This window comes from Flavobacterium limi (assembly GCF_010645075.1).
Taxonomy (GTDB): Bacteria; Bacteroidota; Bacteroidia; order Flavobacteriales; family Flavobacteriaceae; genus Flavobacterium; species Flavobacterium limi.
The window spans coordinates 439,363-453,371 of record NZ_JAADZV010000003.1 but is presented as its reverse complement, the minus strand read 5'-3'; the positions used below and the strand labels follow the sequence as shown (position 1 = coordinate 453,371).

Sequence of the window (14,009 nt, the reverse complement as noted above, 5' to 3'; positions counted from 1 at the left end):
TTGTTAAATACAGGACGGTACAGGTTACTTCGCTATTTTTTTAGTGTTATTTTTACACTTAATAAAATTTTACATTTGGATATTTGTGTAATACGTTGAAAATAAACCTTATAATATTTTAAAAGAATAAATAATGAAATTCACTCACCTAACTATTGCTTTTTTTGGACTGCTTCTTTTAGGAAGCTGTAAATCTGCTTTGGAAAAAAAGACATGGAAAGAAGGAATTTTAGTAGATGAATTCATTTACGAAAAAGCACCTTATCCTTCGTGTCATTCCGTAACAATTGTGGAAGCGACTAACGGAGATTTAGTGGCTGCATGGTTTGGCGGAAGCCACGAAAGACATCCTGATGTTTGTATTTATTCGGCTATAAAACCAAAAGGAAGCGATAAATGGGGCGAACCAATTAAGGTAGCTGATGGCGTGATGAAAGACGGAACAAGATTTCCAACCTGGAATCCGGTTTTATACCAAATTCCAAATGGCGATTTGATGTTGTTTTATAAAATCGGACCAAAACCATCTGAGTGGTGGGGCGTTTACAGAACTTCTTCTGATGGAGGAAAAACCTGGTCTGATAAAATTGATATGCCAAGTAAAGATTTTCTGGGACCAATCAAAAACAAACCGGTTTTATTGAGCAACGGAACAGTATTGCTTCCTTCAAGCACCGAAGGAAACGGCTGGCATTTGCGTATGGAATCTACTCCCGACTTCGGAAAAACCTGGGTGTTAGGCGATACCATTTCAAGAGGAAAACAAAAAATCAATGCTATTCAGCCAAGTATTTTGTTTCATAAAGACGGAAGTATTCAGGCGATTGGAAGAACGAAGAACAGAGCAATTTTCAGTACTTTTTCTAAAGACAACGGAAAAACATGGACGCCTTTAGAATTAATAGGATTGCCAAATAACAATTCAGGAACCGATGCTGTAACATTGAAAAACGGAAAACATTTATTGGTTTACAACCACGTTTTGCCTCCCGGAAAAGAAGCCAAAGGACCAAGAACGCCTTTAAACCTTTCTATCTCAGACGACGGGATCAACTGGAAAGCGACATTAGTTTTAGAAGATTCAAAAATCAGTCAGTATTCCTATCCATCAATAATTCAAAGTTCAGATGGAATGGTGCATATCGTGTACACATGGAGAAGACAAAAACTGAAATACGTAAAAGTTGATCCGAGCAAACTGGTAGCACTTCCAATCAAAAACGGAATCTGGCCAGGACAGGAAGGGGTTGAAGTAAAAGCTGTTAAAGCCGAGGAAGAGTAAGGTATTCACACAGAAAGAATTTTAATCTCCATAATCTGCTAAATCTGCGAGAGTAATTTTTTTTCCCGCAGATTCAGCAGATTTAGCAGATTGTTTTTAATCTGCATTAATAAAAATAATAATTATGAAGTCAACAAATTTTAAAAGAAGCATATTTATTGCAATGCTGGTTGTTTTATCAGGAACATTCAGTAATGCAGTTTCAGCACAGTCCGGTAAAAAGCAAAAGTACAAAGTGGCCGTTTGCGACTGGATGATTTTAAAAAGACAAAAACTCGGAGCCTTTGGTCTGGCAAGCGAAATAAAAGCAGACGGAATCGAACTTGATATGGGCGGTTTGGGAAAAAGACCAACCTTTGACAGCAAATTAGGCGACCCGATTGAAAGACAAAAGTTTCTGGATAAGTCCAAAGAAACAGGAGTTGGAATCAGTTCGATTGCAATGTCCGGATTTTACGCCCAGTCCTTTGCCAAAAGAGATTCAATTGCAAGAATGATCAACGATTGTGTGGCAACAATGAAAAATATGAAAGTAAAAGTCGCCTATCTTCCATTAGGAACAGAAAGCGATTTAACAAAAAATCCGGAACTGCGTCCAATAGTAATCGAAAGATTAAAATGGGCCGGAAAGCAAGTCGGTAAAATAGGAGGCGTAATCGCAATCGAAACTTCACTAAACGCTACCGATGAGAAAAAACTATTGGAAGAAATTGGCTGTAAGCACATCAAAAGCTCTTTCAATTTTGCCAATGCGGTAGACAATGGAAGAGATATTGCTTCGGAATTAGAGATTTTAGGAAAAAAACATCTGGCACAAATTCACGCATCCGTAACAGATAACGTTTGGCTTGAAAACGATAAAAATGTTGATATGCCAAAAATCAAAAAAGCGCTCGATGAAATGAAATGGAGTGGATGGCTGATTGTAGAGCGTTCCAGAGATGTTACGCAAGTGCATAATGTAAAAGCCAATTACGGAGCTAACATCGCATATTTAAAACGCATTTTTCAGAATTAACATCAAAAAAATCTGCTTAAATCTACAAAGATCTGCGTGAAAAAAATTGCACGCAGATTTAAATGGATTTAAGCAGATTTGGCAGATTTTTTAATATTCGCCAAGAATAAAAATATCAATACAATGAAATATCTAAGCTTACTTTTTTTAGGATTATGTACCACTTTCGCAACAGCGCAAAACATCACCATTGTCAGTGATGCCAATGCCCCAAGAGCCAAATATGGAGCAGAAAAACTAGCAGAAACTTTATCAGCAAAAGGACTAAAAGTCACTTCTTCAGACAAACTAAAAAAATCAAAAGACAAAGTAATCGTTATTGGAGAAAAAGGAACTGCTTTTTGGAAACAAAACGCCAAAAGCGCTAAAATCGATGACAGTAAATTAACGAAGAAAGAAGGTTTTCAAATTCGTACGCAAAAAAATATCATTTACATAGAAGGAACCGATGCGACCGGAGCTCTTTATGGAGCAATGGAACTGGTTGACCGAATCAAATCTTCAGGTCAGATTCCATCCGAAATCAATATCGAAGACAGTCCTGAAATGGTACTGAGAGGTGCCTGTATCGGAGTTCAGAAACCGGTTTACCTTCCGGGTCGTGATGTTTATGAATATCCTTATACACCGGCAACTTTTCCTTGGTTTTATGACAAAAAGTTATGGACAAAGTATTTAGATATGATGGTCGAAAACCGAATGAATTCCCTGTATTTATGGAACGGGCATCCATTTGCTTCTTTGGTAAAACTAAAAGACTATCCGTTTGCACTCGAAGTAAGCGAAGAGGATTTCAAAAAGAACGAAGAAATTTATAACTATCTAACTGTAGAAGCCAATAAAAGAGGAATCTGGGTCATTCAGATGTTCTACAATATCATTGTTTCCAAACCATTTGCAGAGCATTACAACATCAAAACGCAAGATCGTTCACGCCCAATAACTCCGGAAATCGCTGATTATACTAAAAAATCAATCACAGCCTTTATCGAAAAATATCCTAATGTGGGACTTTTAGTATGTCTGGGAGAAGCGATTAACACGATTGAGGATGATGTAGAATGGTTTAATAAAACCATTATTCCAGGTGTACAACAGGGTATGAAAAATTTGAACATCACTACTGAACCGCCAATTATTGTTCGTGCTCACGATACTGACGCACCTTTGGTTATGGAAAAAGCACTTCCGTTGTATAAAAATTTATACACGATGCATAAATATAACGGTGAATCATTGACAACCTACACACCACGCGGACCTTGGGGTGAAATCCACAAGAAGTTAAGCTCGCTGAATTCGGTTCACATTTCAAACGTACATATTCTGGCGAATCTGGAGCCTTTCCGTTATGGATCTCCTGATTTTATCCAAAAAACGGTTCAGGCAATGCATACAGCTCACGGGGCAAATGCGCTGCATCTGTATCCACAGGCATCTTATTGGGATTGGCCTTACACGGCGGACAAAACCAAAACAGGCGAACGATTATTAGAAATGGATCGTGACTGGATCTGGTACAAAGCCTGGGCAAGATATGCGTGGGATAGCAAGAGAGACAGAAATGAAGAAATTAAATTTTGGAATAACGATTTGGCAACAAAATTCGGAACCGATTTAGAAGCAGCAAATAATATCCAAAAGGCTTATGATGAGTCTGGAGAAATCGCTCCAAAAACATTGAGACGTTTCGGAATCACCGAAGGAAACCGTCAGACTTTATTGTTGGGAATGTTCGAAAGCCAGTTGGTGAATCCGGCAAAATGGCGAGTATATCCGGGATTCCATGAATCTTGCGGACCTGTTGGCGAATTGCTTTTGGAATATGCCAAAAAAGAATGGAACAAAGAACCACATGTTGGAGAATTGCCAACGCAAATCATTGCTGAAATCACACAGCACGGAAAATTAGCTGTTGAAGCCATAGACAAAGCAGAGCCAAAAGTTACAAAAGATAAGGAAGAATTCCTTCGCCTGAAAAACGATATGCACGCGTACAAAGCTTTCGCCGATTTCTTTTCAGAGAAAGTAAAAGCTGCCATTTTGGTATTGCGTTACAGCTATTCTAATGACATTGCGGACTTGGATAAAGCACTTCCACATCTTGAAGAAAGTATCAAACATTACGAATTGTTGGTAAAACTGACCAAAGATCATTATTTGTATGCCAACAGTATGCAGACGGCACAACGCCGAATCCCGATTGGAGGAGACGATGGAAACAATAAAACCTGGGCAGAATTGTTACCGCATTACGAAAGAGAATTAGCGAATTTCAAACGAAATTTAGATTTGCTGAAATCATCCAAAGACGGTAAAATCGTAACCAAAGAAGGTAAGCCGTGGCAGCCTGTTGAGGTAACTTTATTGAGCGAAACCAAAGGAACTTACGCAGTAAAAAACGGAACAAAAGTATACGGAACGCCAATTTCGGAACTGACAAGAATCGCTCCAGAATTGCAGAATCTAAAAGGAATTGCTTTCGAGGAAACAAGTCAAAACGAAAACGGCACACACCTGAAATTCAAAAATACCAAAGCCGTAAAATTGGTTGTAGGGTATTTTAACAGTGACCAGAAAAGATTTTTATTCCCGCCAAGTTTAGAGACAGACGCAGCCGGAAATGCACACGGTCAGGCCGAAGTTATTCTGGCTAGCGCAATGAATTTAAAAGAATTGCCAAGGATAAATATTCACACTTATACCTTCCAGCCGGGCGAAAACAAACTCGATTTAGGCAAAGGGCGAGTATTGATTTTAGGATTCATCGACGCCAATCAAACCGTTACGCCTCGTGATGTAGGTTACATTGATGCAGGTGAAAAAGGAGCGATAGACTGGTTGTTTTATTAAGAATTTGGGCGTGACCCTCCGTGAAAAACTCCGGGTCGGGCTGTACGTTCCCGCTTCCCGATGAAAAATCGGGAGAGCTCCACTGCCATCCCTCACGCAAACAAAGACCTAACAGGTTTTCAAAACCTGTTAGGTCTCAGGATATAAACACAATCTTGTCATTTCGACGTAAGGAGAAATCACACTAGAATTCCACACAGTAATTAGTTTATCTTTGGCGAGTTCCAAATGTGATTTCTCCTTACGTCGAAATGACAAAAAAGAAGCATAAAAAATCCAACTTAAATGACCTTATATAACTTATATGGTTAAAAAGGTTTAAATAAGATATGAAGAAAATAGTTTTTTTTATTTTTTGTTTTTTTGTAGGTGCTTGCTTTGTATGGAGTCAAAGCAGCAAGGAGCAGGCGAAGTTTCGTAAAGAAGTTTCGCTGAATTCCTCCTGGGAAACTATTGTAATGGATAAGCTTCCGAGCACAGAAGAAACTTTTGTGCAAAATCCAAAAATAGATTCGCAATGGCAAAAAGTAAACGTACCCCACAACTGGGACCAATATTACGGATTCCGAAGAACCAAACACGGTAATTTACACGGAACTGCCTGGTATCACAAAACTTTACGATTAGACAAAAAAGACAGTTCTAAAAGGCTTTTCCTTTATTTTGAAGGGGTAAGTTCGTACGGTACAGTTTGGGTAAACGGCAAAAAGGTAGGGGAACACAAAGGCGGAAGAACCACTTTTACAGTAGATATTACCAAAGCAGTTTCTTTCGAAAAGGAAAATAACATAATCGTCAAAGCTTCACATCCATCTTTCATAGCAGACTTGCCATGGGTTTGCGGAGGCTGTTCCGGCGAATGGGGATTCTCAGAAGGCTCACAACCAATGGGGATTTTCAGACCTGTAACTTTGGTCGTTACCGATAATGTTCGAATAGAACCTTTCGGCATTCACATTTGGAATGACAAAACAACTTCCAAACAAAAAGCCATTCTGAACATTACAACCGAAATCAAAAACTATGGCAGTGCAGAACGAAATCTAACAGTAGAAAACATCCTTTTTGATAAAAGCAGAAAGAAAGTTGTTAGCGTAAAAACTGATCTCAAAAATGCTTCAGGAGAAATAAAACAAATAGCACAGACACTTCCGGAGATTGCAAACCCTAAATTATGGTCACCATCAAATCCATATTTGTATCAATTGGTTACTGCGATTTATGAAAACGGAAAAAAAATAGACGAGCTAAAAACACCTTATGGAATTCGTTGGGTAAGCTGGCCAGTGAGTCGTGACGGAAAAGACAATCGTTTTTTTATCAACGACGAGCCTTTATTCATCAACGGAACCTGCGAATACGAACATTTAATCGGTAACAGCCATTCATTTTCAGGAGAACAGATTCATTCCAGAATTGAACAAATCAAAGCAGGCGGTTTCAATGCTTTTCGCGAAGCGCACCAGCCTCACAATTTAAAATATCAGGAAGAACTGGACCAAAACGGAATCCTGTTCTGGAGCCAGTTTTCTGCACATATCTGGTACGACACACCCGAATTCAAAGAGAATTTCAAAACTTTACTGCGCGAATGGATTAAGGAACGTAGAAACAATGCCTCGGTGGTAATGTGGGGACTGCAAAACGAAAGCACCATTCCAAAGGAATTTGCCGAAGAATGCACTCAAATCATCCGCGAAATGGATCCGATGTCGGCGCAACAGCGCATCGTCACAACCTGTAACGGAGGAGAAGGAACCGATTGGAATGTCGTGCAAAACTGGTCAGGAACCTATGGTGGCAATCCGTTTAATTACGATGTCGAGATGAGCAAGCAATTGCTGAATGGTGAATACGGTGCCTGGCGTTCACACGACTTGCACACCGAAGGCGAATTCGACCAAAAAGGAACGTTGAGTGAAAACCGTTTCTCCCAATTAATGGAAATCAAAGTCCGCGAAGCCGAATCGGTAAAAGATAAAATCGCGGGACAATTCAACTGGCTGTTTGCTTCGCACGAAAATCCGGGACGTTCGCAAAACGGAGAAGGATTCAGGGACATCGACAAAGTGGGGCCAGTCAATTACAAAGGCCTTTTCAGCATTTGGGGCGAACCTCTGGATGCGTATTATATGTACCGCGCCAATTATGTTTCGAACAAAACCAATCCGATGGTGTATATCGTTTCGCACACCTGGCCAAACCGCTGGGATGCACCGGGAATCAAAAACGGAATCGATATTTATTCGAATTGTGATGAGGTAGAATTGTTTAATGATGTCAATAAATCATCTTTAGGTAAACTTAAAAATCCGGGATTAGGACAGCATTTCCAATTTAATAATATCAATATTCAGTACAATGTTTTATATGCCGTGGGTTATGTAAACGGAAAAGCGGTTGCCAAAGATTATATCGTTTTGAATAGTTTGCCAAAAGCACCTGATTTTAGTGCATTAGAAACTAAAAAAGAAACGATTGTAAAACCAGCAAAAGGCTACAATTATATTTACAGGGTCAATTCCGGTGGCAGTGAAATCAAAGATGCTAACGGAAATATCTGGAATGCGGATGTTCACAAAAGCGGAGAAAATACCTGGGGTTCTTTATCATGGACGGACAGTTTCAAGCAATTGCCTGATTTTTATGCAAGCCAAAGAAGTACTTTCGACCCGATTTCGGGGACTAAAGACTGGAAATTATTTCAGAGTTTCAGATACGGAATCGACAAATTGAGTTATGAATTCCCTGCTCCGGACGGAGAATATTTAGTAGAATTATATTTTACAGAACCGTGGTACGGAACTGGCGGAGGATTGGATTGCAAAGGATGGCGTTTGTTTGACGTAGCCATCAATGACAATGTGGTTTTAAAAGATTTGGATATCTGGAGTGAAGTCGGACATGATTCGGCATTAAAGAAAACTTTCACAGTAAAAAGCGTCAACGGGAAAATCAAAATCTCGTTCCCGAATGTAAAAGCAAGTCAGGCGATTATTTCCGCCATTGCTATTGCGACTAAAGATAAAACGGTAAAAGGAGCTCCGGCTTCACCACGAAATATCCAGAATCTTGCGGGGAATTCAGGAACTAAAATGGGTTCGTGGGTGGATATCAATTCAAAACAATATTCTGATTCGGATGTTGTTTTTACACAATTGCCTTCAGAAGTTTTTGGTGCTGATTATGTACAGGTTTCAGAAAAATCCAAAAATTCAGGTTCATTTGTAACCAAAGAAGATTCTGAAATATATTTATTCAGTACATCAAAAGATTCAATTTCGGGTTATAAAAAAATAATTGAAACCGCTAAAAATTCAAATAAAATCGAGTTTTCAGTTTTCCATAAAAAAGTTAAGAAAGGCGAAAAAGTGCTTTTTGAAAATAACACCATTGCCGTTGTTCCAACATACGATATGGGCGAAAAAGACGATTCAAGACCAGTTGTACTTATCGAAGCCGAAAAAGCCAAAACAACCGGAACCGGGACAGAAAAAGGAAATTTCAAAAAAGCCGATTATATCGAATTTAAGGACAAAACAAACAACAGCATTCAGTTTGAAGTAAAACCGGGCGTGGCAGGGATTTACCTGATGCGTTTCCGTTTTATGAACCGAAACGAAACCCCGCTGAAAGTGAAATTCAAAATGGAAGACGCCTACGGAATTATGATGCGAAATGACACCATCGAGTTTCCGTCTGCTACAGAAAAATGGAAAGTGTTGAATACGACTTCCGGAGGTTACATCAATGCTGGAACATACAAAATCACAATAGAATCTGATGATTTGAAAGGGTTACTCCTGGATAATTTTGAATTTCAATAAAATTATAATAACCGCAAATTATTAACCCAAATTGGGAAAAATAAAATTTGCGAATTTGCGGTAAAAAAATAAGCTTATGAACAAACATAAAAATGCTTTACAAAAAATTGTAATCGCTTTAACAATACTGATTTCTACAGCAGGTTTTGCGCAAGCCAAAAAAGCAAGAATTGTTGAAGATTTCAACAAAAACTGGAACTTCAAATTAGGTGATCATCCACAGGCAGTCAATGCTGATTTCAGTACTTCCGATTGGAGAGCTTTGCAACTACCCCACGATTGGAGCATCGAAGGCGCATTCAATAAAGATCTTCCAACAGGGACTAAGCAAGGTTTTTTGCCGGCAGGAAAAGGCTGGTACCGGAAAACATTTACATTACCTGAAAATTGGGCAAACAAAACCATTTCGATAGAATTTGATGGTGTTTTCAAGAACAGCGAAGTGTTTATTAACGGCCATTCACTGGGAGTCCGTCCTAGTGGGTACATTTCTTTTGCTTATGAAATGACACCTTATCTGCATTTTGGGAAACAAGAAAATATAATTGCCGTAAAAGTCGATAACGATGCACAGCCCAATTCCAGATGGTATACCGGTTCCGGAATTTATAGAAATGTACGTTTGGTAGCTCTTGAAAAACTGCACGTAGCACATTGGGGAACTTATGTAACCACTCCCAAAATCAGCAAAGAAAAAGCATCGGTACATTTTGAAGTTACTATAGAAAATAAAGCAAATGCTGAAAAAGAATTCAAATTCGTCACCTCTATTGTAAATGCTAAAAATAAAGAAGTAGCTAACGCAGTGTCAATAGAAAAAATAGGTGCCAATACCAATTCTAAAAAAACACATAATCTGGAAGTGAAAAACCCAAATTTATGGGATACCGAAAATCCGTATTTGTATAAAGTGCTTACCAAAGTTTACGAGAATAAAAAATTGGTTGATACTTATGAAACACCATTAGGAATTCGATTTTTCTCTTTTGATGCTGAAAAAGGATTCTCTTTAAACGGAAAACCAGCCAAAATATATGGAGTCTGTTTGCATCACGACAACGGCGCTTTGGGAGCAGTGGAAAATATTCATGCCGTTCGCAGAAAACTGACTTTGCTGAAAGAAATGGGTTGCAATGCTATCCGTATGTCACATAATCCGCATTCTTTAGAAATGATGCAATTGTGTGATGAAATGGGTTTCATTGTCCAGGACGAAGCATTTGATGTTTGGAAAAAAGCAAAAGTAAAAAATGATGCTCACAAAGAATGGGATAATTGGTACAAAAGAGATTTAGAAGATTTGATTTTGAGAGACCGCAATTATCCATCGGTAATGATGTGGAGCATCGGAAACGAAATTCGTGAACAATTCGACAGTACCGGAATTGCGATTACGAAGGAATTGGCGCAAATCGTAAAAAATCTGGATACCACTCGTCCTGTAACTTCTGCCCTGACCGAAAATGTTCCGGAGAAGAATTTTATTTATCAGTCGGGTGCTTTGGATTTGCTGGGATTCAATTACAAACACGAAGATTACGCAACGTTTCCAGCGCGTTTTAAGGGACAAAAAATAATTGCTTCCGAGACTGTTTCCGCTCTCGAAACCCGCGGACATTATGACCAGCCTTCGGATGTGGTTAAAGCGTGGCCTGTGAAATACGGAGAGAAATTTGATGGGAATGCAGACTGGACGGTTTCGGCTTACGATAATGTAAAATCATTTTGGGGTTCTACGCACGAAGAAAGCTGGAAAGCGATAAAAAACTCCGATTTCATTGCGGGTACTTTTGTATGGACTGGTTTTGATTATATAGGCGAACCCGATCCATATCCGTTTCCGGCTCGCAGTTCGTATTTCGGGATTATCGATTTGGCGGGACTTCCAAAAGATGTTTATTATATGTACCAAAGCGAATGGTCGAAGAAACCTGTTTTACACATTTTCCCACACTGGAACTGGCAAAAAGATCAGGAAGTTGACGTTTGGGCGTACTACAACAATGCCGATGAAGTCGAGTTGTTCCTCAACGGAAAATCATTAGGCAAAAAAGCCAAACAAAACGATGACCTGCATATTTCGTGGCGTGTAAAATTTGAGCAGGGAACCTTAAAAGCCATTTCCAGAAAGAACGGAAAAGTAGTGTTGGAAAAAGAAATCCACACCGCTGGCGCAGCGTCTAAAATAGATTTGAAAGCGGATAAAGCTACCATCAAAAACGATACTTATGATTTGGTTTACGTAACCGTTTCCATTACAGATAAAGATGGAAACCTTTCGCCAAATGCCAATGACCTGATTAATTTTGAAGTTACGGGCGGAGGAAAATTAGTTGGTGTTGATAATGGTTATCAAGCCAATTTGGAGTCGTTTAAAGCTGGTTCTTGTAAAGTCTATAACGGAAGATGCATTGCCATCATTCAGTCGAATGGAAAGAAGGAAAAGATTCAGTTAAAAGCTTCTACAGACAATGGCATTGCTCCGTCAACGATTGATGTAAAAGTGGAATAATACTAAAATCAATTCCATGGATTCAAAAAAACCAAATATCTTATTTATTAAAACAAGGTATTTGGTTCTCTATTTTTAAATAATTATGTTTTATTAATAACCTATTTTTATTGTCTCAGTTGAAGTTGAAATGCCATCCGAGATTGTCCTGGCTGTTTCTGTAGGATAAGCACTCGTATTGTATTTGTGAGTATAAGTTGAAATAGAAGTATTTCCAGAATTGTTAGTCGTTGTCACTTTAGTGAAATTAGTTGCAGAATAGTCCTCATCTAACAAAAAGTTTAATCCTAGGACATTTCTCCAGGGATTGAATTTGCCATCATATTCATAAACGATAGTTTTGTTTCCATAAGCCTCATTTTTTACTAAGTTGCCATTCGTAAAAATATATTCACCGCTGTATAGCGATTTTTTTTGGCCTGTATTTATATCTATTGAATAATGGAAATATCTAACCGGTCCATTTACAACATAGCCATAGGTGGTTTCGTATTTATATGAAGATCCTGGTTCGATTTCAAATAAAGAACTTAGTCTTCCCTCAAGGTAGACATACTCATTAGTTTTCTCAAGTACACCATTTGCATTAATATATTCTATTTTAGTAATATAATTTCCAGTATAGGTATAATTAATTGTGTAATTGTCTGAACCTACACGGCTAACAATTTTATTCCCATTGTATGTGATTTTTTCAACATATTCTTTTCCGTCTTTTATAGATGTAATTTGTTTAACTAAAGCAGGAGGAGTAATTGTAACTGGATTTGATTGCTCATCATTAGAAGAACAAGAGGTAATCGCTAAAATAACAACAATAAGCAGGCAAATGATTTTTTTCATGATTTGTTTTTTAAATAAATTAGATAAACAAAAAACTTCAAACTACAGGAGGTAATTCAAAATGTTTTAGATTAATTTTAACAAGGTAATATTCTTAACGCATCAAATTTAGTATAAATAAAATTTAACACAAGTATAAGTACAGAATTAGTTAGTTTGTTTTAAGCTGAGTCAATTAATAATTTTTTTATAACATTACAAAAAAGTAGGATATATTTTCTTGGTCCAGTAGCAGCTGAATTCCTTGTTTGTGGGATCCGATATCCAAGATTGCAATTAAGAGTGGGAGAATGTTCACAGAAATTGCTTAATCTTTTACTCCAGAAAGAAATTAATAGCTGAGCGTAAGTTGTTTATCTTCAAACTTCATTATTACCCTCTGTCATATCAATAGTTTTTGGACGAAGGCTAACCAGTTGTAAAACAATCGCAGTAACCACAACAAATAGCAGCAGTACAAAAACCTGTCTCATTCCGCCATTATCAGCGGCTTTTCCTAAAAACTCGGTAATAACAGCTCCGGCCGAAATACCGACAAAATTCATAATTCCATATCCGGTAGCACGATATCGGGGCGCAACAAACTGACAAAGGATAGGCATGTTGTTGGTATCGTAAATTCCAAATCCAAGTCCAAAAAGTATGGCGCCAAAAATAATAGCTGCTGTGTCGCAGCAGTAGCCAAATAAAAATAAGGCCGGAATGGTAAGGAACAATCCAATAGCGCTGGTGTAAATTCGTCCTTTAAGATGTTTCATCACCCATCTGTCTGAAATAGCACCGCCAATTAAAACGCCAAAAAAAGAAGACATCGAAATGGTTACAGTTGCAATAGGACCCGCCAGAGACATGTCTAAATGTAACGTTTCAGTAAATAAGGTGGGTAACCAGTTTTTGGCTGCCCAGCCCGGTAAACTTGGTGCAGCGAAATAAAAGAGCAAAACCCAAAAGGAGATATTACCGAATAATATTCCTAATCCTTTAAACATTTGCCTGAATTCATTGCTGGCAGATGACTTTTTGGTAGTGTCAAAAAAGTACGTTTTCTTTTCCTGTATAAAAAAGATCAATACAATACTATAAAGTACACCGAGTAAACCTACAGAGTGAAAGCTGAAATGCCAGGAAAAATGTTTAGAAACAGTGGCTCCAAACCCCCCCAGTGCCTGTCCTAAATAAATTCCGGTAGTATGAATGGCAATAGCAAAAGAGCGTGTTTTTTCCTGATGGTAATCGGCAATCAAGGATAAGGCAGCCGGAATATAAAAAGCTTCACTAAAGCCCATAATACCACGCAAAATATAAATCTGACTGAAAGTTGTGGCATAACCCATCGCCATAGTAACCCCGGACCAGATAAAAAGACTTCCTATAATTATTCTTTTTCGGTTAAAACGATCGGCTATAATTCCGGAAACAGGGCTCATAAGAGCATATATCCAAAGGAAAATAGCCATCAAGAGACCGAAATTTTCGGCTTTGGCTAATTCAGGAATGTCATCCATCATAGCTGATTTCATAGTCGAAAGCATTTGCCGGTCTAAATAATTCAACAAAGCAACAAACCACAACAGTCCCACAACAATCCATGGATAGGATTTTTTTTCATTCAATTTTGCAATCATTCTTCTTGTTCAAAATAAGGGCCGAATATACGAATTCAAATGCAATAGG

At 38.2% G+C, this 14,009-nt stretch carries 7 protein-coding genes; 5 read left to right on the top strand and 2 right to left on the bottom strand.

From position 1 onward, the window contains the following. Positions 1 to 133 precede the first annotated feature (133 nt). The 5 genes from GXM16_RS09180 (at position 134) to GXM16_RS09160 (ending at position 11,492) form a co-directional block, all read left to right on the top strand. Entirely contained in the window at positions 134 to 1,282 is a 1,149-nt protein-coding gene (locus tag GXM16_RS09180) for a sialidase family protein (protein ID WP_163394067.1), read from the top strand. Positions 1,283 to 1,406: 124 nt separating this feature from the next. After that, on the top strand, positions 1,407 to 2,300 hold the full coding sequence (locus GXM16_RS09175; protein WP_163394066.1) for a sugar phosphate isomerase/epimerase family protein: 894 nt from the start codon (positions 1,407 to 1,409) through the stop codon (positions 2,298 to 2,300). 123 nt (positions 2,301 to 2,423) lie between these two features. Further along, positions 2,424 to 5,153, top strand: a complete 2,730-nt coding sequence (locus GXM16_RS09170) for an alpha-d-galacturonidase (protein ID WP_163394065.1) — start codon at positions 2,424 to 2,426, stop codon at positions 5,151 to 5,153. A gap of 329 nt (positions 5,154 to 5,482) precedes the next feature. Then, positions 5,483 to 8,980 carry a malectin domain-containing carbohydrate-binding protein gene (locus tag GXM16_RS09165; protein WP_163394064.1) on the top strand — a complete coding sequence of 1,166 codons (3,498 nt, stop codon included), beginning with the start codon at positions 5,483 to 5,485 and terminating at the stop codon, positions 8,978 to 8,980. A 76-nt stretch (positions 8,981 to 9,056) separates the two neighbouring features. Beyond that, the gene (locus tag GXM16_RS09160; protein ID WP_163394063.1) at positions 9,057 to 11,492 is read left to right on the top strand and encodes a glycoside hydrolase family 2 TIM barrel-domain containing protein; all 2,436 of its coding nucleotides are present in this window, start codon (positions 9,057 to 9,059) and stop codon (positions 11,490 to 11,492) included. A gap of 93 nt (positions 11,493 to 11,585) precedes the next feature. On the opposite strand, the gene GXM16_RS09155 is transcribed toward GXM16_RS09160, so the two are convergent. Together GXM16_RS09155 and GXM16_RS09150 are read right to left on the bottom strand one after the other, a co-directional pair. Further along, the gene (locus GXM16_RS09155) at positions 11,586 to 12,335 is read right to left on the bottom strand and encodes a hypothetical protein (protein ID WP_163394062.1); all 750 of its coding nucleotides are present in this window, start codon (positions 12,333 to 12,335) and stop codon (positions 11,586 to 11,588) included. A gap of 359 nt (positions 12,336 to 12,694) precedes the next feature. Continuing rightward, positions 12,695 to 13,960: an MFS transporter gene (locus tag GXM16_RS09150; protein ID WP_163394061.1), complete on the bottom strand. Its 1,266-nt coding sequence runs from the start codon at positions 13,958 to 13,960 to the stop codon at positions 12,695 to 12,697. Positions 13,961 to 14,009 lie beyond the last annotated feature (49 nt).